Source organism: Cohnella sp. AR92 (assembly GCF_003990975.1).
Lineage (GTDB): Bacteria > Bacillota > Bacilli > Paenibacillales > Paenibacillaceae > Cohnella.
Genome location: NZ_RZJR01000001.1, coordinates 482,153 through 501,801 on the forward strand (window position 1 = coordinate 482,153; position 19,649 = coordinate 501,801).

Consider the following 19,649-nt stretch of genomic DNA (forward strand, 5'->3'; position numbering starts at 1 on the left):
AGGAGATGGCACCGAATGCTTAGGAAGTTAACGATACAAGCTCTGGCCTTCCTGCTCGTCGCATTGCCGCTGCTCGGAGTGCTCGGGAAGGAATCGCTGGCGGCCGAATCGTCGCGGGTGGCGATTATCAGTCAGCTCTCCGGGGACGTGCAGGTCCAGAAGTCCGGCGGCAGCAAGAAGATCAAAGCGTTCAAGAAGCTGAATCTGAATCAAGGGGATATCCTGTTCACGGGATCGAGCTCCTCGGCCACGCTGCAGTTCTCCAACGGCACTTCGTCCGACGATACGATGACGGCAGCCGCCAACACGACGCTGAAGTTCTCCAAGCTCTCCAGCAACGGAAGCACGGTGACGAAGGTGAGCATGCTGAAGGGCTCCGCCTGGGTGGACGTCAAGTCGATCAAGAGCAAGGACGACCAGTTCCAGGTCGAGACGCCGACGGCGATTATGGGCGTTCGCGGAACGAACTTCCTCGTGCTCGTCAATCCGAACACCGGCTCGACCAATACGTCCGTCTTCGCAGGGGTTGTCCAACTGGGCGCACCGTCGCTTTCTCAGCCTCCTTCTATAGGAGGGACTCCGACCCTCCCGAATCCGGGAGCGGTTCTGATCTACCCGACCAACCAGATCAACGTCACTCCGGATACGCCATCCAGTCAGTTGCCCGATCAAGTGTCCATGGTAAACCTGCCTGCGCTCACGTCCCATCTGACGCCGGAGCTGATCGAGGCGATTCTGCGCAGCTACGGAAAGATCCAGGAAGAGAACCAGCAATTTATCGATAAGTTGAAGAACGGAACTCAGAACCTCCCTCCTGTCCTGGGAACGGACATCCAAGTCGTCGAAGACAACCTGACCAATCTGATCGGGGCTGCGCTGCAGCAGGCGCTGGGAAATCATGCGATCACGCAGGAGCAGCTGAATTCGCTAATTCAGCAGGTCGAGCAGGCCCAAGGCAAGAAGCTTGACCTGCCTAGCAAGGAACTCACTCTAACGGACCTGCAGAAGAAGAAGCAAGAGGAACTTGAGAAAAAAGAGCAAATGCTGGCCGCGCAGGAAGCGGAGAAGAGAAAGCAGCAATTGGCGGAACAGCAGAAGCAGTTGGCGCTGTTGGCACAGCAGAAGAAGGAACAAGACGCGAAGAATCTAGCCGAAGCGGAAAGGCTGAGAAAAGAAGCCGAAGCGAAGCTGCTTGCCGGCATGACCGAACAGCAGAAGAAGGATTATCTGACGAACCAGTCCAACCTGAACGGAACGCCGCCGCCGAGTTCTCCCGGTCCATCCGAATCCTCGTCGTCGAATTCGGATAAAGGAAAGCTGACCGGGCTGACCCTGTTGGGGGACGGAATCCAACTGAGCCCGAATTTCAGCAAGAACGTTTACTCGTATAGCGTTAATTTAGGCGAGAACTACGGAGGCGAGATCGGGGTGCACCCGACGGCGGCCGCGACGGCAACCGTAACGATAGCCGTGGACGGGGTTGTCCAAGAAGGCAGCGGCAGCGCTTCCTTCCAACCGTCTCCGGATCGAACGATGACGAAGGTGACGATCACCGTAACGGACGGTTCGGCGACGAAGACGTATACGATTCTTGTGAAGCGTCTATTCACTGGGGTCAAGGAATGGAGCACTCTGGTTAATGGCGAGCAAGTGTCTTGGGATCTATCTGATTCCTATATCAGCGAAAACGATGACGACCGGTCTTATCAGTTGTACTTCGAAGAAGCTCCCGAGTCTTTCAAAGTCAATTTTACGTTGGACGATAGCGTGTCCTTTGAAGATGTAGATGCGAGCGAAGCGTTCGTACTGAATGCGAGTACCCGCAGCGGATCGCTCTCGCTGTCCCGCCAACAATGGCACTCGGGCGCTAACGATGCTTCGATCTATTATCGCATTGGGGAAGGAGAAGCGACGAAGAGATATTATTTAAGGTTCACCGTATATATCGGAACTCCTGAACTCAGAACCATTTATGCACAAGGCGCGGATCATGTAAGTTATGATTTCTACCCGGCAGGCGATCATAAATTCTCTTCTGCGGTGATAGTAGACAGCGCAATCGAGCCGGGCGAAGAAAATGCAACAACGACGCTGACTATTAACCCTGTACTCTCCGAGTATTGGCGAGGATCGGAAGGCAGCCAGCCGAGCATTCATATCACGATGGGCGAAACGCAACTGGAGTTTATTGAGGGTTACCAAGCCAACCTCGAACGGGGATGGAATGAGTTGACGATCACGATGGATAATCCGGCGATGGATCCGAGCGCTCCGAGCGGCGTGTACGATCTTATGATATGGGTAGGCGATAGCCTTCCTGAAGACTTAAGACTCAACTCGATCGAAGTAACGAACGGAGAAGCGACACCATCGATCGTTGAAGGGCCTACCCTGGAATGGTCTGCTTACGTGAATAGCGATAACGACGGATTCGCCTATATCGACCCTGCTGCACCATCGGAATACGGTGCTTCGATCGATAGCGTTCATTATGAAGACTACGAACTCGACGACTACTTTGCGGAGGCAAGAAATGCAAACGGCAAATATGCCATTCCGCTGCAAGAAAGCTTCACTGTCGCTTATGTGACGGTTAGGAACGAAGAAGGCCGCTATATGACTTACGTCTTGTATATTGAGGCAGCGCCGCTGCTCTAATCTTAGCTTAACTGCGATAGGTCGCAAGCCCGCGAACGTCTCGAAAGTTGAAGACGCGCGCGGGCTCTTTTCGTCAGAATGGCGGCTTCCGGGACGTTTCCTGTCGAACGATGTAAACGCTTTTATGATGGACGCAATTTGGCGCATTTGTTATAATTTGTGAAGGTAAAAATACCAGTATCTGCAATCTCTTCATTCCAATTCGCCGGAGGCGATGATGTGGAGAAGTATGCGAATCAGTATGTGATTGTCACGGTATTTCTTGCGCTTGGCATTCTATTCCCCATCGTGGTATTGCAGATCGGCAAGCTGCTGCGTCCGAGCAAGCCGAACGAGGAGAAGGAAACGACCTACGAGAGCGGCAACGAGCCGGTCGGAGACAGCCAGATTCGCTTTAACGTCAGATACTATTTATATGCTTTGATGTTCGTCGTCTTCGATGTGGAGACCGTGTTCCTCTACCCTTGGGCCGTTGCGTATAAGCAGCTCGGCCTTTTTGCGCTGTTCGAGATGGTCGTCTTCGTCGGTCTGCTGCTCATCGGTCTCATCTATGCCTGGAGGAAGAAGGTGTTCCAATGGAATTCGATTTAGCGAGAATCTCGCCGGAGGATGTGCGGGAGCTGGAGCGCAACGTGTTCGTCGGCAGCATCGAGACGCTCAAGGGGTGGGTGCGCAGCAATTCCTTATGGCCGTTAACCTTCGGGCTGGCGTGCTGCGCCATCGAGATGATGGCGGCGGGAGCCCCGCATTACGATCTCGACCGATTCGGGGTGATGTTCCGCACCTCGCCGCGCCAGGCCGACGTCATGATCGTCTCCGGAACCGTCACGAAGAAGATGGGACCCTTGCTCCGCAGGCTGTACGACCAGATGCCGGAGCCGAAGTGGGTGATCGCGATGGGCTCCTGCGCGACGGCGGGAGGGCCGTACATCAAATCGTATTCCGTGATCAAGGGCGTGGATCAGATCGTTCCGGTCGACGTGTACATACCGGGATGCCCGCCGAACCCGGCGGCATTGATATACGGCATTAACAAGCTCCAGGAGAAAATCCGCTACGAGGCGCGGACCGGGAAGCGGGTGACGAGCTCATGAGCGAAGAGGAGAAGCGCGCGGGCGAGCAGGAGCCCGCCATAGAAGCGAGTCAAACGCCGCCCGAACAAGCGAGAGCAGAAGCGCCTGCGGCGGAGCCCGCCGCCTCCGAGGAGAAGCCTGCCTCCGCCCCTGCAGAAGGGGAAGCGCCCGTCCGCCGCAAGGAGACGGACGAGGAGAAGGCGGCTCGCCGCAAGGCCGCGTTGGAGGCTCGCGAGGCCGCTAAGGCTGCCGCGGCGCTCGCAGCCGCGAAGCCGAGCGCTGCCGCAGCTCCGTCCACCGGCACGGAGGCGGCAGAGACGGCGGAAGCCGCGCCCCCGCCGCCTCCGTCTCCGAATCAGCCGCGCCTCGACCGAGCCGTCCAGCTGCTGCGAGAGTTGGTCGCGGAGGACGCCGTCGAGGAAGCGGCGATTAACGAGCTTAACGATGACCTTCCGACGCTCGTCGTGAAGAACGAGCGCTGGCTGGAGGCCGCAAAGCTGTTCAGAAGCCACCAGGAGCTGAATACGAACTACCTGCGCAACGTATCGGGCGTCGATCAGGAGACGCACATGGAGGTGGTTTACCACCTGCTCAGCATGGACAGCGGACACGTCTATGCGGTGAAAGTGCGCACCGACCGCGAACGCCCCAGCGTCCCTTCCGTCACTCCCGTCTGGCAGACCGCCAATTGGAACGAGAGGGAGATCTACGACCTTCTCGGGATCGATTTTCCCGGCCACCCCGATCTTAGACGGATCATGATGCCGGACGACTGGGTCGGCCACCCGCTTCGCAAAGACTATGTGCCGCTGGATTCGGAGGTGTGACGTCTCATGATTCGGACCGAGGAGCTGTTGCTGAACGTAGGACCCCAGCATCCGAGCACCCATGGCGTCTTCCGCATCATCGTCAAGCTGGACGGGGAGATCATCAAGGAAGCGACTCCGGTGATGGGCTATCTGCATCGCGGAACGGAGAAGCTGGCCGAGGACCTGAACTTCACGCAGATCATTCCGTACACCGACCGGATGGACTACGTGTCGGCGATGACGAACAATTACGTGCTCGTGCACGCCGTCGAGAAAATGATGGGGCTCGAGGTGCCGGAGAGGGCCGAATTCCTGAGGCTGATCGTCATGGAGCTTCAGAGGGTCGCCAGCCATATGGTGTGGTGGGGCACGTATCTGCTGGATATCGGGGCGTTAAGCCCGTTTCTTTATGCCTTTAACGATCGCGAGAGAATCCTGCAGCTGTTCAACGAGCTGTGCGGAGCGAGGCTTACGTACAACTACATGCGAGTCGGCGGCGTGAAGTGGGATGCCCCGGAGGGGTGGATCGCCAAGGTCAAGGAGTTCGTTCGCTCCATGCACGACAAGCTGGCCGAGTATGACGACCTGGCCAGCGGCAACGAGATTCTCCTCTCCCGCATCAAGGGGGTAGGGGCATACGACGCCCAGACGGCGATCGACTACGGCTTGTCCGGGGCCAATCTCCGTTCGACGGGGGTGAAGTGGGATCTCCGCAAGAACGAGCCCTACAGCCTCTACAGCCGCTTCGAGTTCGATGTTCCGGTCGGACGGAACGGCGACTGCTACGACCGCTATCTCGTCCGGATGGAGGAGATGCGGCAGAGCCTGCGCATTCTCGAGCAAGCGCTGGAGCAGTTCCCGGAGGGCGGAGAGACGATGGGCAAGGTCCCGCGCGTCATCCGGCCGCCGGGCGGCGAGATCTATGTGCGGATCGAATCCCCTCGGGGAGAGATCGGCTGCTATATCGTCTCCAAGGGCAAGGCCGAACCGTTCCGCCTTAAGTTCCGGCGTCCCTCCTTCGTTAACTTGCAGATCCTGCCCAAGCTGCTGGTCGGGGAGAGCATGACCAATCTCGTGACCATTCTCGGAGGCATCGATATCGTGCTCGGAGAGGTGGACTGCTGATGCAGAAATTCTGGAACGATCAGGTTTCCTGGGGACTTGCGGGCATCTATCTGCTCGGGGCCATCGCCGTTCTGGCGGTCGTCATCGTCTTCGTCACCTACGCCATCTACTTCGAACGCAAGGTCATCGGCTGGATGCAATACCGCAGGGGACCGAACCGCACGGGCCCGCTGGGCCTGCTTCAGACGGTGGCGGACGTCGCCAAGCTGCTGATCAAGGAGGACACGATTCCGGCCAAAGCGGACAAAGCGCTGTTCATCCTCGCGCCCGCCCTCGCGTTCGTGCCTTCTTTTCTCGTGCTCGCCATCATTCCTTACGGGTTAAACCTTCAATTCGCGGATCTTAACGTCGGCTTCCTCTACTATGTCGCTCTCTCCGGAATTACCACGATCGCCATCGTCATCGGCGGATGGTCGTCGAACAACAAGTACGCCCTGCTCGGAGGCATGCGATCGGCGGCGCAGATGATCAGCTACGAAGTGCCGCTCGTGCTCTCGGTCGTCGGCATCGCGATGATGACGGAGAGCCTCAACCTGAGGGACATCGTCATCCACCAGGAAGGGTACTTCTGGCATTGGAACTTCATCCCGCAGATCATCGGCTTCGCCGTCTTCGTCGTTGCGGCGATCTCGGAGCTGAACCGGACGCCGTTCGACCTTCCGGAGGCCGAGTCCGAGCTGGTGGCCGGCTATCACGTGGAGTACAGCGGCTTCCGCTTCGCTTTCTTCATGCTCACCGAATATATCTACGTGTACGCGATCGCCTGTCTCGCCACGATCCTGTTCTTGGGCGGCTGGAATCCTCCGATTCCTCAGCTTGATTTTATTCCCGGCTTGCTCTGGTTCGCGCTGAAGTTCGCGTTCATCGTCTTCTTCTTGTTCTGGATCCGGGCCACGCTTCCGCGGCTCCGCGTCGACCAGCTCATGGGCATGGCCTGGAAGGTGCTGCTTCCGCTGGCGATCGCGAATATTTTCCTAACGGCGCTTGGCATTGAATGGTGGGGTTAAGAGGGGAGGCTGATGGCTGATGGCTATAAGAGGAACGGGAATCGTAAAAGGCCTGGGAGTCACGCTGCGGACGATGGGGGCGAAGAAAGTCACACTCAAGTATCCGGACGTGCCGATCGAGATGCCGGACCGGTTCCGCGGCATCCAGTACTTCGAGCCGGACAAGTGCATCGTGTGCAACCAGTGCGCCCGCATCTGCCCGACCGACTGCATCACGTTAACGGGGAAGCCGAATCCGGACCCCGAGAAGAAGGGCAAGGTCATCGATACGTTCGACCTGAACTTCGAGATCTGCATTCTGTGCGACCTGTGCACGGAGGTCTGTCCGACCGAGGCCATCGTCATGACGAACAACTTCGAGCTGGCGGCCTACAGCCGGGACGATCTGTTCAAGGATCGGGATTGGCTGTACGGCAATAACCGGAATATCCGCGAGGACAACAACAACATAGGCGCTCCTCAGAGAGGGGGAGCCAAATAAGCCGTGTTCAACTTTAACATCGAATTCAACGGAGAATTCTTCGCTTTCTTCCTTCTCGCGGTATGCGCGATCGTCGGCGCCGTGCTCGCGATCAACTTCACGAAGGTGGTCCATACGGCGCTTTCCCTCGCCTTCACCTTCGTCTCGCTGGCGGGCATCTATGTGCTGCTGGAGGCGGAGTTCGTCGCTTTCGTCCAGGTGCTGATCTACGTCGGCGCCGTCACGATCCTGATGATCTTCGGAATCATGATGACGAAGCATCAGGACGAAGGGAAGGAACGGACGCGACCGCTGCTGGAAGGGCTTGCCGCCGTCGGCTGCATCTGCTTGTTCGGCATCCTGTTCTACGCGATCCGCAGCGCGTCGTTCCCCGAGCCGGCGGATAAGCTTCCGGCAGACAATACGATGAGCCTCGGCAAGCTGCTCTATTCCGCGTATGCGATACCGTTCGAGCTCGTCTCCGTGCTATTGACCGTCGCGTTCATCGGAGCGGTGGCGCTGGCGAAGCGGGAGCCGGAGGAAAAGGAGGGGGGGCCGTCATGACGATGCTGTCATCCTATCTGACGCTGGCCGCCGTTCTTTTCTGCATCGGGCTGTACGGGGTGATCACGAAGAGGAACGCGGTGATCGTGCTCCTCTCCATCGAGCTGATGCTGAACGCGGTCAATCTTAATCTCATCGCGTTCTCGAAGTACGGTATCAATGCCTCGTTGAGAGGCCAAGTGTTCTCGCTCTTCACGATGACGGTCGCGGCCGCGGAGGCCGCCGTCGGGATCGCGGTGCTCATCTCGCTTTACCGCCGCCGGGTTACGGTGAACGTAGACGAATTCGATGAGCTCAGGAGGTAGCGCCATGGATATCGTTTTCTCGCAGTATGCCTGGTTCGCCCCGCTGTTCCCGCTTGCCGCGTTCGCCGTCCTGACGGCGATGGGGCGGGGGCTTCGAACGACCGGGGCATGGGTCGCCACGATCGCTTCCTTGCTCTCCTTCGTGCTCTCGCTTCTGATCGCCATCGAGAGGCTCGGGGATTCGGCGGAGGATTATACCGGCCGGATCGAATGGCTGAGAGCGGGCTCGATCGTTCTGCACGCAGGCTATGAAGTGACCAATCTTACCGCCCTTATGCTGATCATCGTGACGCTTGTGGCTTTGCTCGTGAATATCTACTCGCTCGGCTATATGAAGGACGACGAGAGGATCTCCGTCTTCTTCGGTTATGTGGCCCTGTTTACCGCTTCAATGCTTGGGCTGGTGCTGGCCGACAACCTATTGACGCTGTACATATGCTGGGAGCTGGTCGGGGTGTGCTCGTTCCTCCTGATCGGCTTCTGGTTCCGCAAGCCGGAAGCGAGAGCGGCAGCGAAGAAGGCGTTTATCGTCACCCGGATCGGAGACCTGGGCCTTCTGATCGCCATTCTGCTGCTGTACTGGAACATGCCGAACCATGAGCTCGACTTCACCAGCTTCTACAACGTGTTCCACTCGCAGAGCGGGCTGATCTCGACCTCTCTTACTACCTTAATCGCGCTTCTTATCTTCCTGGGAGCCGTCGGCAAGTCCGGGCAATTCCCGCTGCACGTGTGGCTTCCGGACGCGATGGAAGGCCCGACGCCGATCAGCGCGCTGATCCATGCGGCGACGATGGTGGCGGCAGGCGTCTATCTCGTCGTTCGGACGTTCGATATCTTCGCCGCATCGGATGCGGCGCTCACGACCGTCGCGGTCGTCGGCGCGTTCACCGCGATCTTCGCCGCGTCCGTCGGGCTGGCCCAGAACGATATCAAGCGAATCCTCGCTTATTCGACGGTCAGCCAGCTGGGCTACATGATGCTGGCGCTGGGAGCGGGATCCACGACGGCGGGAATGTTCCATCTGTTCACGCATGCCTTCTTCAAGGCGCTTCTTTTCCTCGCGGCCGGGAGCGTCATCCATGCCGTCCATACGCAGGATATCCGCGAGATGGGCGGGCTGGGCCGCCGGATGAAGATAACGGCATGGACCTTCGGGATCGGGGCGCTCGCGCTGTCCGGAATCCCGCCGTTCGCGGGCTTCTGGTCGAAGGATGCGGTACTGGCCGCCGCTCTGGACGACAGCCCTTGGTTGTTCGCGGTCGGTCTCGCGGCCGCCTTCTTCACGGCGCTCTACATGGCGAGGTTGTTCTTCCTCGTCTTCATGGGGAAGGCTCGGGGAGACGCGCGGGCCTATGCCCATGCGAAGGAATCGCCTCTCGTCATGACGCTGCCGCTTCTCGTGCTTGCCGTCTTCTCCGTCGCCGCGGGCTTCGTCGAGACCCCGTGGAACGAGTGGCTGGGCTCCTGGCTCACCGACGGAGAGGAGAAGGGTTCGTTCAGCAGCATGGTCGTGATCTCTTCGATCGGCGCATCGCTGCTCGGCCTCTATCTCGGCTGGCTATTCTACGGAAGAACGTCCGCCGGCCGCAACCCGGTCGCGGAGAGGCTTCCTTGGCTCACGCGCCTGTTGGAGCGTAAATATTACGTCGACGAGCTCTATGAGCTGGCGTTCGTCCGTCCACTGGCGAAGCTAGGGCGCGGGCTGTCCCGGTTCGACGAGGCAGTCGTCGACGGAGCGGTCCGATTGGTCGGCAGCTCGGTGCAAGCGGCCGGCAAGCTGAATACAAGACTGCAGAGCGGGCAGGTTCAGGCGTATGCGCTGTACGGGGTGCTGGGCGCCGTCATCCTGATTCTAGCCATCGCCGGAAGGAGGTTCTGGTGATGCTGGAGGACCTTCCGATCTTATCGATTATCGCCTTCCTGCCTCTGCTCGGGGCATTGGTTACGCTGTTTCTCCCGCAGGGCGGCAGCCGAATCATCCGCTTCACCGCACTCGTCTTCACCTTTGCTCCTCTGCTTCTGGCAATCGCGCTCTATATCTCCTATGAACCCGCCGTCGGCGGAGGAGCCTTCGCCGAGAAGCTGACCTGGCTGTCCATCCCGCTTAATATGGACGCGGGGCTGAGCAACAACGGAGTGACCTCCTATCGGCTGCTCTTCGACTATCGGATGGGCATCGACGGAATCTCCCTCCCGCTCGTGCTTCTGACGGGAGTCGTCTCGTCGATGGCCGCGTTGGCCTCCGTCCACATCCGCAAACGCAGGAAGCTCTATTACTTCCTCTTCCTGCTGCTCCAGACGGGGATGTACGGGGTGTTCCTCGCGCGGGATCTGACTCTGTTCTTCATCTTCTTCGAGCTGACTCTCATTCCGATGTTCTTCCTGATCGGAATCTGGGGCTACTTCGGAAGGGAGCAGGCGGCGAATCGATTCCTCGTCTACAACGGGCTCGGCTCGGCGTTCATGCTGCTGGCGTTCCTTATTCTGATCGCGACGGCAGGCTTCAGCACGGCGCCTTCGGCAACGGGCATGCAGCTGACCTTCAGCGGAAGCTATGAGGTGCTGTTCGCGAATCTGTCCGATCCGAATGCGGCAGCTAACCTGAACAGCGCGATGCATTTGTCGGATCCCTTGAAGTGGTCCGCATTCGTCCTCTTGATCGTCGCTTTCGGAATCAAGCTTCCGATTTTCCCTCTGCACACCTGGATGCTGAAGGTGCATGCGGAAGCGGCTCCGCCGGTCGTCATGATTCACTCCGGCATCCTTCTCAAGATGGGTGCGTACGGCTTGATTCGCTTCGGGGCGTTCCTGTTCCCCGATCAATTGGATTCGTGGGCGCCGGTGCTGGCGACGCTGGGCGTCGTCAATATCCTGTACGGAGCGATTCTGGCATGCGCGCAGAAGGAATTCAAGCTCGTTCTCGCTTACTCCAGCATCAGCCACATGGGGATCGTTCTGCTCGGGGTCGCTTCCTTGAACGAGACGGGCCTCGAGGGAGCCGTGTTCCAGAGCGTCTCGCACGGGCTCATCTCCGCGCTGCTGTTCTTGATCGTCGGGAGCTTGTACGAGCGAACGGAGACGACTCGGATCGACGAGCTGGGCGGACTGGCAAGGGTGCTTCCGTTCACCTCGGGCATTCTGCTGACGGCCGGGCTCGCTTCTCTCGGATTGCCGGGGCTGTCGGGCTTCGTCGGGGAGCTGCTGTCGTTCATGGGCTTGTTCGACGCCTACCCGTGGCTGACGGCGGCCGGCGTTCTCGGCCTCTTGTTCGCGGCGGTGTACGTACTTCGAAGCGTGCTCTCGATGACGTACGGAGGGCTGCCGGACCGCTTCGCGGCGGTAAGGGAAGTTCGCTTCGTCGAAGCGCTGCCGATGATCGTGCTGACGGCGCTAATCGTTCTGATAGGGGTATATCCATCGATTATGACCGATATAATGTCGCACGGCTTCGACGGCATGATCAAGCTACTTCAGCCTGGGCACGGGGGGTAAAGAGATGCAGACATTGACTTGGAGCGAAACCTGGTACCTGGCCCCCGAGATCGTTCTGGCCGCTTTTACCCTCGTGCTGGCGATTGCGGATCTGGTTCTCCCCGGGCGGATCAACCGCGATCTGATCGGGTGGGGCGCCGTGCTCGGCTTGTTGACGGCCGGCGTATTCGTCGGCTGGCACATTCATGATCTTGGTGTCTGGGACTCGGCGGGGCGTGATCCTTACTACAATCTGCTCGATGGAAGCTATCGCGTGGACGATTTCGGCAACCTGCTCAAGCTGGTTTTCCTGGGGGCGGCCGCTTTGATCGTATTGGCATCCCTGGGGACGCTGAAGAAGGAAGAGATCCCGATCAAGGGCGAATTCTATTATCTCGTTCTGCCCGCCGTCCTGGGCGCCATGGTAATGGCCTCCTCCGGAGACCTGATTACCCTGTTCGTCGGAATGGAACTGCTTAGCATCACTTCCTATGTTCTCGTCGGCATCCGCAAGAGCAGCGGCCTGTCGGGGGAAGCGGCTTTTAAGTACGTGGTGACGGGCGGAACGGCGTCGGCCTTCGTGCTCTACGGGATGTCCTTCCTGTACGGCGTGACGGGTTCGACCCGACTATTCGACATTGGGCAAGCGCTGCAGAGCGGTGCCGTCGGCGATTACAAAGCCATGGTATACGCGGCTTTCTTCCTGATAATCGTCGGGTTCGCCTTGAAGCTGGCGCTTGCTCCTTTCCACGCTTGGGCTCCGGACGTCTATCAAGGAGCCCCGACCCCCGTTACTTCGTTCCTGGGCGTCGTAGCGAAAGGCGCCGCGTTCGCCATGCTGTATCGCATCTTCATGAATTCCGCTTTGTTCGCCGTCTCGGACAACGCGCAGGTTCGCGACGATCTCTACCTCGCGCTCGCCGTGCTGGCGGCCGCCGCCATGATCGTCGGAACCGTCGGGGCCCTGAGGCAGCAGAACGTGAAGCGGCTGTTGGCGTTGTCGGGGGTGGCGAACGCAGGCATCCTGCTTATCCCGCTGACGCTTGACGTAACCAACCTGCATTCCTCCTTGTTCTCGGAATTCTTTTACTATCTGCTTGCCTACGTCTTCATGAACGTCGGAGCGTTCGCCGTGCTGACCGCGGTCTCCCGTGAATCGGGAAGCGAAGAGCTGTCCGCTTTCGCGGGGCTCTACCATCGGGCTCCGTGGACGGCGGGGGCGATGACGGTCCTGGTCTGCTCCCTGGCTGGCTTGCCGGTGACCGGAGGTTTCTTCGGCAAGCTGTTCATTCTGTTCGGCGCGGTTCAGAATAAGGTCATCTGGCTGGCCGCCATTCTGCTCGCGACGACCGTGACGTCTTATTATGTGTACTTCAAATTTATTCGCCAGATGTACATGAGAGGCGGCGAATCGGAGAAGCAGGTTCGAGTTCCTCCGGCCGTCGGCTTCGTGATTTGGCTTAGCGCACTGGCTTCGGTAGCGCTCGGCGTGCTTCCGAAGCCGATCCTCGAATGGGTCAACGATCTCTTCTCGGTTACGAAGGATTTCCTCGCTCCGTAATAAATCATCCATGGGGCTTGCCGTTCCGCGGTTTCGGCAAGGGCGCTGAGAACGTGTTCCCGGCCGCCGGCGAAGCCCCTCTCCCTCCAGCTCATTTTCCTCTCGCAATGGCAAATGCTCCTTCTTTGGTTCTATCCTAAATGGCGGAAAATATTGCTAGCGTGACGAAAGTCCTCTTTTTGCGCAAATAGGAAGGAAGAACGTGTCGAATCTAGAAATAGTATAAAGAATAGGGTAGAAGGTTGTTGTTCTTCATCCGCAAGAACCGCTGAAGGCCATATCCGCAATGGGACTGATGATTCGGAATGGGCTCTGCGTGGTATGGGAAAAAGGAACGAATGCAACGGGTCGGCTCCGGCCGGCAGGTACCGGCTTCCGTTCTCTCCGGCTGTTTGCTTAATAGGCCCGAGAGAAGAGGACGCACTCCCCCAGCCCAGCTTCCCGCACGCCTGAAGGTGCGGGAAGCGTCTTAGCCAGCATGGGTGCAAAGGTAGGGTTTGACCATGAAGCGACCAGCTTATATCCTTGTTCTGAGCACGGCTTGCGCCGTCATCCTCGCCGCCGGAGTAGGACCGGCGTCCCGTCCGCTTCCGGCAGGGGCCGCCGTCTCGACCGCTATCGTCGATTCGGACACCTCCGTCGCGGCTGCGAGCATGGCGATCGTGCAAGCGAGCGCCAGCTCGCAAGCGTCGGCGGATTTCCTGAATGTCATCGGAATTCCGGCGGCATGGCGCGCTCTTGACAGGGATGTGACGGGAACGATCGCGATCGTGGATACCGGGGTGGACTTAAATCATCCTGTCCTCTCGAAGTATCTAACCGATGGCGTCAACCTGCTGGACAGCCGCAAGCCTCCCGATGACGACAACGGTCACGGGACGGCGGTGGCCGGAATTCTGGCTCAGATCGCGGAAGCGGCAGAGGCAAGCTCCGCAAGCTCGTCCTGGAAGATGAAGATCATGCCGATCAAGGCTCTGAACAACAAGGGCGAGGGCAGCGAGATCAGCTTGGTGAGAGGAATCCAGTACGCGATCGACAAGAAGGCGGACATCGTGGTGCTCTCGCTCGGGCTAAGAAGAGACGCTCCGGAGATGCGGAAGGTCGTCGAGCTTGCGGAGCAGGCGGGAGTGCTGCTAGTCGCTGCCGGGGGCAACGACGCGGCCGACTTCGGCAAGAAAGCGGCCATTCAATACCCGGCGGCCTATCCGACGGTTCTAGGCGTCGGAGGGACGACCGGCACCAAGCCGCAGGCGGAATCGACGCCCGGGAGCGAGATCGACTTAGCCGCTCCTTGGAGAGTCAGCACGTTCAAGCCGGGAGGCGGTACCCTCTCGATCGAGGGCACTTCGATGGGAGCGCCTCAGGTCGCGGGCGCGGCGGCGCTGCTTAAGGCAGCTAAGCCGGGATATACGCCCGCGCAGATTCGCGATACGCTTCGCCGAACCGCGCAGGATGTCGCCGCCAAGGGCTGGGATCCCCAGACGGGTTATGGAATCGTCCGGGCGGACTTGGCGGCGGCCAGCGACGACAACATCGATTGGCGGGAGCCGGACGACAGCAGGCAGACGGCGTCCGCTTTCCCGCTCGGCGCCGAGGTAATGGGCGTATGGTCGTATGATGCCGAATGGGATTATTATTGGATCGACGTTCCCTATGACGGCGAGCTGACCGTCTCCTGGGAGACGAGCGGCAGGACGTCGTTCCGGCCGAACCTGCTGTTGTCGTCATTAGCCTCGACGGACGAGATTTCTCCGTTCCTGATCGGCACGAACCTGCTGACGTGGCAAGTAAGCAAAGGACGGTATTATCTCAAGACCAACAAGGGCGGAGCGGCCGCCAAGGGCACTTCCTTCGCCTACCGGCTGGAGAGCCGCTTCGGCATGTCGGCGGATGCCATGGAGCCGAACGGCTCTCCGCTCCGGGCGTTCACGCTCTCCCCCCGAACCCAGAGCTGGACGGGGAATTTCGATCATGCGGGAGACGAGGATTGGGTACAGATCAACCTGCCTAAGGACGGCAAGCTTCGGATCACGGTAGAGCCGAGCACCACTCGGATCGATCCCGCGATCCACGTCGAGCAAGCCTCGGGCGAAGGTTCCTGGACCAAAGACGATTACGGGGACGGCCGAAGCGAGCAGCTTGTGCTAACGAATGCGAGTTCGGGCAAATACTACATACAAGTGCGCAATGCCGTCTCGGAGAACCCGGAGCCGGTGATCGGGACCTACACCGTGCAGTTGGAATATATTACTCCATACGTGGATCCCCATGAGCCGAACGACACGCCGCTGAAGGCGACCGTCGTGAAGCTGAACGGGGACGGTTCGACCCAAGGCCTTATCTCCACAGCGGCCGATAAGGACTGGTACCGGTTCACCATCTCCGAACGGGAGTCGGTGAGCCTGCAGCTTACGAACATCCCGTCCAATGTGCAAGCCTCCTTGAAGCTGTACGACAAAGGGGTAAATCTACTGACGGGATGGAGCAACGCAAGAGGCAAAACTCGAATAGACGGCACCCGCCAGCTTCCTCCAGGGACCTATTATGTCTTGGTCGAAGCCGACGCCCCCATCCAGAGCTCTTATTACGGATTGACTCTGAAGGGCAAGGCTGTCGCGCAGACCTTCAACGACGTGGAAGGGCATTGGGCGAAGCAGGTCATCTCGGCTGTCGTCAAGAAGGGGTGGATGGCCGGATACGCGGATGGAAGCTTCCGTCCGGATCGCCAATTGACTCGTTCGGAAGCGATCGTCATCGCGGTTCGAGCCTTCCAGCCCGCCAATACGGCCGCGAAGTCCAAGTACGCGGACGTTCCTGCGTCCAACTGGGCGTACGATTCCATCGCAAGAGCGGAAGCGAAGGGCTGGCTCTCCGGATTCGGAACGCTTCGGCTGGAGCCCGGCCGCGCGCTGACCAGAGGCGAGGCCGCCATGCTCGTAGCGAATGCCGCGGGCTTGACGCAATCAAGGCTTCCGCAGATGAGATTCCTGGACGTTCCGACCAGCAACCAAGCGGCGGCCGCGATCGATGCCATGGTCCGCAAAGGCTGGCTCTCCGGCTATGGCGACGGGACCTTCCGTCCCGACGCGACGATCACGCGCGCCGAGTGGGCCGCGTTGATGGCTAAGCTGCTGTAGTGAGGTGGAGGTTCGTTCATGAACGATGACAATATCTATCAATCGGTAGGCTGGAACGGGCTGTTCTCCATGTTCGTCACCTTGGGCCTCATCGTGGTGACATGGGTGCTGCTGCGGGAGCTTCGCTGGGAGAAGCTGCTGAAGCATCCGCTCAGCCCGGGAGCGCAATTGCTCAAGCTGATTCTGGCGATAGCGATCGGCCGCCAGCTTGCATCGTTTGTTCTCGATTATTGGGACTGGACTTCGTCCCTCAAGTGGCTGTTCGGCTCCAATTGAGCCGCAACCGCATAACCAAAGAGCGTAAAGATAACACTGGATAATATGGCGTAAATGCGTCCGTTCGATGAGCAGTATCTCCTGAAAAACTCCTGAAAACGACAAAAGTTGCCACTTGTGTGAAAAGTGACCGCGGTGTTATGATGGAGTTTGGGTTTTCTGGAGTGCATCTCAGCCTATTGAGCGGCTTTCGGAATGATTATATACCCGCGGAGGGAACACCCATGAGCAAAATCATCGTCCGCGGCGGCCGTCCCCTAAACGGGACTGTCCGCGTACACGGCGCCAAAAATTCAGTCCTGCCCATCCTTGCCGCATCTTTATTGGCGGAACAGGGATCGTGCGTCATTCATGACGTTCCCGCCCTGGACGATGTTCACAACATTATACAGGTGCTGTCGGCATTGGGAGTGCAATCAGGCCAAGATGGCGGAAGCGTTCGGCTGAACGCGTCCCAGCTGTCCTCTTACGATGCTCCTTATGAGCTCGTTCGCAAAATGAGAGCCTCGTTCCTCGTGATGGGGCCATTGCTTGCCCGACTGGGCAAGGTTCGCATCTCCCTGCCGGGCGGTTGCGCGATCGGAACTCGTCCGATCGACCAGCATCTCAAAGGCTTCGAAGCCATGGGAGCCGATATCGGCTTCGGCCAAGGCTCCATCGAAGCGAGCGTAGAGGGCAAGCTGCGCGGCGCTCGTATTTATCTTGATATCGCAAGCGTTGGCGCTACCGAGAACATCATGATGGCAGCCGCGACGGCGGAAGGAACGACCATCATCGAGAATGCCGCCAAGGAACCGGAGATCGTGGATCTCGCCAACTTCCTGAATGCGATGGGAGGCAAGGTTCGCGGCGCCGGAACCGGCATTATTCGGATCGAGGGAGTCGAACGGCTCTCGGGCGTCGAGCATATCGTCATCCCGGACCGCGTGGAAGCCGGCACCTATATGGTTGCGGCGGCCATGACCGGCGGCGATGTCTACATCGAAGGCGCGATTCGCGATCACCTCGGACCTGTCGTGGCGAAGCTTGAAGAGATGGGCGTTCACGTCCAGAGCGACGAGAACGGCATTCGCGTTCGGGCGATTCATCCGCTTCGCGCTGTCGACGTGAAGACGCTGCCGTATCCGGGCTTCCCGACCGACATGCAAGCCCAGATGATGGCGCTTCTGCTTCAAGCGGAAGGCACGAGCATCGTGACGGAGACGGTCTTCGAGAACCGCTTCATGCATGTCGACGAGCTCATCAAGATGGGAGCTCAGATCAAGGTAGACGGCCGTACGGCTATCGTCACGGGAAGCTCCAAGCTGGTCGGCGCGCAAGTATGCGCAACCGATCTGCGCGCGGGAGCGGCTCTGATCTGCTCCGCCCTGGTCGCCGAAGGAACGACGGAGGTATCCGGCGTCCATCACATCGACAGAGGGTACATGGATATCGTCGGCAAGCTGGCCGGCCTTGGGGCCGAGATCTATCGCGCTCCTTCTCCGGAAGAAGTGATGGCGGAAGCCGAACGGGCATCCCGGCATCCTTCGAAGATTCTGGAAGAGATCAAAGGTCAAACCGCTGCGGCTGATATCGGCAAGATCCGCATTCAACCGACCTTGGCCTAACGGCGTCGGTGATTCGCGATTGCCCACTCTCTGATCCGACCTTATTCCTATCATCTAACAATTGGAACGGGCTCTTCTCTAGAAGCGGCTGCCTGATGGCGGCTGCGATAGGGAGGGGCTTTTTAAGTTGATAATCGAAAAAATCGACTAACACCCCGCCAAATGCGAATGGGAGAGGAGATCTAATGTCTTCCGGCGCAATCAGAATGCGAGAAGCCGACTGGTATAAGGTCAGCGGCGTTCCGCCGCGCTCTTCCAGGCTATCGGTTCTAGCAATTGCCGGGGGGACATAGAATGGGAGAAACGTCGGGTCCAAAGGAGAATCTATGAGCGGAAAACGGCGCGTTGATTGGATGGCCTTTGCGGTCGGCATCTGCGTAGGGATGATCGTCTGGCTTTTCTCCCATGAGACAAGCTATCGTCTTGGGAAGGATAGGGGCGCCGAACTGCCGGAAGTCCGCCGGGCGCAATCGCCATCGACGTTGACGGGGGCTGCGGAAGCTCCGCCTGTCGTTGCCGCATCCGCGGCCGGGGTTCGAGAATCCGGAAGAGAAACCGGCCGTTCGAAGGCACCCGCAACTGCAGCGGGCGGAACCGCAGGCTCCAATAATACCGAGAGCTCCAAAGTTTCCAAAGATGCTATGGCCCTGCTCGATCGCTTGAAAATCAAGGTCTACCTGGCCGATAAGCGAGAAGTGGAGACCGTCACCCTGGAGCAATACGTGCGCGGAGTGGTCGCTGCCGAGCTGCCGCTCGCATTCGAACCGGCTGCGATGGAGGCTCAAGCCCTCGCCGCTCGAACCTATATCGTTCGCCGCTTGGTGCTGGAAGACCGCACCGGCATTCCGGAGACGGGAACCGCCAGCGAGGCGGACGTCACGGATACGGTTACCCATCAAGTGTACAAATCGCTGAAGGAGATGGCCGAGCTCAAGGAGTCCGACCGGGAGGGCTGGAGCAAGGTAGATCGGGCGGTCGAACGAACGAAGGGAAGAATCATCGTCTATGAAGGGGAACCGATCCAAGCTCTCTTTTTCGCATCTAGCAACGGGCATACGGAGAATTCCGAAGAGGTGTTCCCGATGAAGCTTCCCTATCTCCGCTCGGTAGACAGTCCTTGGGACCGCACGGAGGCGAGCAATTGGGAGGTGAAGAGCACGCTCGGCTTGACCGAATTCTATAAGAAAATGGGAGTCGGTTCCGTAGAAGCGGCGGCGAATCCCTCGGGCAAGTCTCTCGTCCGCATTCTGGATTGGACGACCGGAGGGAGAGTCAAGGATCTTCTCGTAGGAGACGAACGAGTGAGCGGAGAAGAGGCAAGGGAGAAGCTAGGCCTTCGCTCCGCGGCTTTCTCTCTTAAGCAGGACAAGCAGGGAGTGCACGTCACGACGTACGGAAGCGGCCATGGGGTCGGCATGAGCCAGTGGGGAGCCGAAGGAATGGCCAAGCAAGGGAAGGGCGCCGAGGAGATTATCAAATACTATTACAAGGGCGTTCAACTGGCAGGCGCGTCGGAGTGGCTGAGGAAACTACCGCTATAAGAATAGAAATCTTGCAACCCGCACGTATAAAAGTCTATCACCTGGCAACACT

General features: G+C 58.9%; 16 protein-coding genes. All 16 read left to right on the forward strand.

All coding sequences use genetic code 11. The features are described from left to right. The first annotated feature begins 15 nt into the window (after positions 1 to 15). The 16 genes from ELR57_RS02220 (at position 16) to spoIID (ending at position 19,597) form a co-directional block, all read left to right on the forward strand. Positions 16 to 2,658, forward strand: a complete 2,643-nt coding sequence (locus tag ELR57_RS02220; protein ID WP_126956787.1) for a FecR domain-containing protein — start codon at positions 16 to 18, stop codon at positions 2,656 to 2,658. Positions 2,659 to 2,877: 219 nt separating this feature from the next. Next, entirely contained in the window at positions 2,878 to 3,249 is a 372-nt protein-coding gene (locus ELR57_RS02225; protein ID WP_126956789.1) for an NADH-quinone oxidoreductase subunit A, read from the forward strand. Next, positions 3,234 to 3,752: a NuoB/complex I 20 kDa subunit family protein gene (locus ELR57_RS02230; protein WP_126956791.1), complete on the forward strand. Its 519-nt coding sequence runs from the start codon at positions 3,234 to 3,236 to the stop codon at positions 3,750 to 3,752. The genes ELR57_RS02225 and ELR57_RS02230 overlap by 16 nt, the downstream gene beginning before the upstream one ends. Continuing rightward, on the forward strand, positions 3,749 to 4,558 hold the full coding sequence (locus tag ELR57_RS02235) for an NADH-quinone oxidoreductase subunit C (protein ID WP_126956793.1): 810 nt from the start codon (positions 3,749 to 3,751) through the stop codon (positions 4,556 to 4,558). The genes ELR57_RS02230 and ELR57_RS02235 overlap by 4 nt, the downstream gene beginning before the upstream one ends. Before the next feature lie 6 nt (positions 4,559 to 4,564). Beyond that, the gene (locus ELR57_RS02240; protein ID WP_126956795.1) at positions 4,565 to 5,665 is read left to right on the forward strand and encodes an NADH-quinone oxidoreductase subunit D; all 1,101 of its coding nucleotides are present in this window, start codon (positions 4,565 to 4,567) and stop codon (positions 5,663 to 5,665) included. Further along, complete coding sequence (gene nuoH / locus ELR57_RS02245; RefSeq protein WP_126956797.1) at positions 5,665 to 6,672, forward strand: NADH-quinone oxidoreductase subunit NuoH; 1,008 nt, start codon at positions 5,665 to 5,667, stop codon at positions 6,670 to 6,672. Before ELR57_RS02240 ends, nuoH begins: the two co-directional genes overlap by 1 nt. A 19-nt stretch (positions 6,673 to 6,691) precedes the next feature. After that, positions 6,692 to 7,153 carry an NADH-quinone oxidoreductase subunit NuoI gene (nuoI, locus tag ELR57_RS02250; RefSeq protein ID WP_126956799.1) on the forward strand — a complete coding sequence of 154 codons (462 nt, stop codon included), beginning with the start codon at positions 6,692 to 6,694 and terminating at the stop codon, positions 7,151 to 7,153. A 3-nt stretch (positions 7,154 to 7,156) separates the two neighbouring features. Continuing rightward, positions 7,157 to 7,696 carry an NADH-quinone oxidoreductase subunit J gene (locus ELR57_RS02255; protein WP_126956801.1) on the forward strand — a complete coding sequence of 180 codons (540 nt, stop codon included), beginning with the start codon at positions 7,157 to 7,159 and terminating at the stop codon, positions 7,694 to 7,696. Continuing rightward, entirely contained in the window at positions 7,693 to 8,001 is a 309-nt protein-coding gene (nuoK, locus tag ELR57_RS02260) for an NADH-quinone oxidoreductase subunit NuoK (RefSeq protein ID WP_126956803.1), read from the forward strand. The genes ELR57_RS02255 and nuoK overlap by 4 nt, the downstream gene beginning before the upstream one ends. Positions 8,002 to 8,005: 4 nt before the next feature. Further along, a complete protein-coding gene (gene nuoL / locus ELR57_RS02265) occupies positions 8,006 to 9,886 on the forward strand; it encodes an NADH-quinone oxidoreductase subunit L (protein WP_126956805.1) in 1,881 nt (626 codons plus the stop codon). Continuing rightward, positions 9,886 to 11,496, forward strand: a complete 1,611-nt coding sequence (locus tag ELR57_RS02270) for a complex I subunit 4 family protein (protein WP_126956807.1) — start codon at positions 9,886 to 9,888, stop codon at positions 11,494 to 11,496. Before nuoL ends, ELR57_RS02270 begins: the two co-directional genes overlap by 1 nt. 4 nt (positions 11,497 to 11,500) lie before the next feature. Beyond that, positions 11,501 to 13,036, forward strand: a complete 1,536-nt coding sequence (locus tag ELR57_RS02275; RefSeq protein ID WP_126956809.1) for an NADH-quinone oxidoreductase subunit N — start codon at positions 11,501 to 11,503, stop codon at positions 13,034 to 13,036. A gap of 503 nt (positions 13,037 to 13,539) precedes the next feature. After that, entirely contained in the window at positions 13,540 to 16,173 is a 2,634-nt protein-coding gene (locus tag ELR57_RS02280) for a S8 family serine peptidase (RefSeq protein ID WP_126956811.1), read from the forward strand. 18 nt (positions 16,174 to 16,191) lie between these two features. Continuing rightward, entirely contained in the window at positions 16,192 to 16,449 is a 258-nt protein-coding gene (locus tag ELR57_RS02285) for a DUF1146 domain-containing protein (protein ID WP_126956813.1), read from the forward strand. A 224-nt stretch (positions 16,450 to 16,673) separates the two neighbouring features. Then, a complete protein-coding gene (gene murA, locus ELR57_RS02290) occupies positions 16,674 to 18,056 on the forward strand; it encodes a UDP-N-acetylglucosamine 1-carboxyvinyltransferase (protein WP_126956815.1) in 1,383 nt (460 codons plus the stop codon). Between the two features lie 326 nt (positions 18,057 to 18,382). After that, on the forward strand, positions 18,383 to 19,597 hold the full coding sequence (spoIID, locus tag ELR57_RS02295; protein WP_126956817.1) for a stage II sporulation protein D: 1,215 nt from the start codon (positions 18,383 to 18,385) through the stop codon (positions 19,595 to 19,597). Positions 19,598 to 19,649 lie beyond the last annotated feature (52 nt).

What these genes read in the sequence shown, in the direction of transcription:
- ELR57_RS02220 (WP_126956787.1), top strand. Translation starts at nt 16, where the DNA reads ATGCTTAGGAAGTTAACGATACAAGCTCTGGCCTTCCTGCTCGTCGCA.
- ELR57_RS02230 (WP_126956791.1), top strand. Translation starts at nt 3,234, where the DNA reads ATGGAATTCGATTTAGCGAGAATCTCGCCGGAGGATGTGCGGGAGCTG.
- ELR57_RS02235 (WP_126956793.1), top strand. Translation starts at nt 3,749, where the DNA reads ATGAGCGAAGAGGAGAAGCGCGCGGGCGAGCAGGAGCCCGCCATAGAA.
- ELR57_RS02240 (WP_126956795.1), top strand. Translation starts at nt 4,565, where the DNA reads ATGATTCGGACCGAGGAGCTGTTGCTGAACGTAGGACCCCAGCATCCG.
- nuoH (WP_126956797.1), top strand. Translation starts at nt 5,665, where the DNA reads ATGCAGAAATTCTGGAACGATCAGGTTTCCTGGGGACTTGCGGGCATC.
- nuoI (WP_126956799.1), top strand. Translation starts at nt 6,692, where the DNA reads ATGGCTATAAGAGGAACGGGAATCGTAAAAGGCCTGGGAGTCACGCTG.
- nuoK (WP_126956803.1), top strand. Translation starts at nt 7,693, where the DNA reads ATGACGATGCTGTCATCCTATCTGACGCTGGCCGCCGTTCTTTTCTGC.
- nuoL (WP_126956805.1), top strand. Translation starts at nt 8,006, where the DNA reads ATGGATATCGTTTTCTCGCAGTATGCCTGGTTCGCCCCGCTGTTCCCG.
- ELR57_RS02270 (WP_126956807.1), top strand. Translation starts at nt 9,886, where the DNA reads ATGCTGGAGGACCTTCCGATCTTATCGATTATCGCCTTCCTGCCTCTG.
- ELR57_RS02275 (WP_126956809.1), top strand. Translation starts at nt 11,501, where the DNA reads ATGCAGACATTGACTTGGAGCGAAACCTGGTACCTGGCCCCCGAGATC.
- ELR57_RS02280 (WP_126956811.1), top strand. Translation starts at nt 13,540, where the DNA reads ATGAAGCGACCAGCTTATATCCTTGTTCTGAGCACGGCTTGCGCCGTC.
- ELR57_RS02285 (WP_126956813.1), top strand. Translation starts at nt 16,192, where the DNA reads ATGAACGATGACAATATCTATCAATCGGTAGGCTGGAACGGGCTGTTC.
- murA (WP_126956815.1), top strand. Translation starts at nt 16,674, where the DNA reads ATGAGCAAAATCATCGTCCGCGGCGGCCGTCCCCTAAACGGGACTGTC.
- spoIID (WP_126956817.1), top strand. Translation starts at nt 18,383, where the DNA reads ATGAGCGGAAAACGGCGCGTTGATTGGATGGCCTTTGCGGTCGGCATC.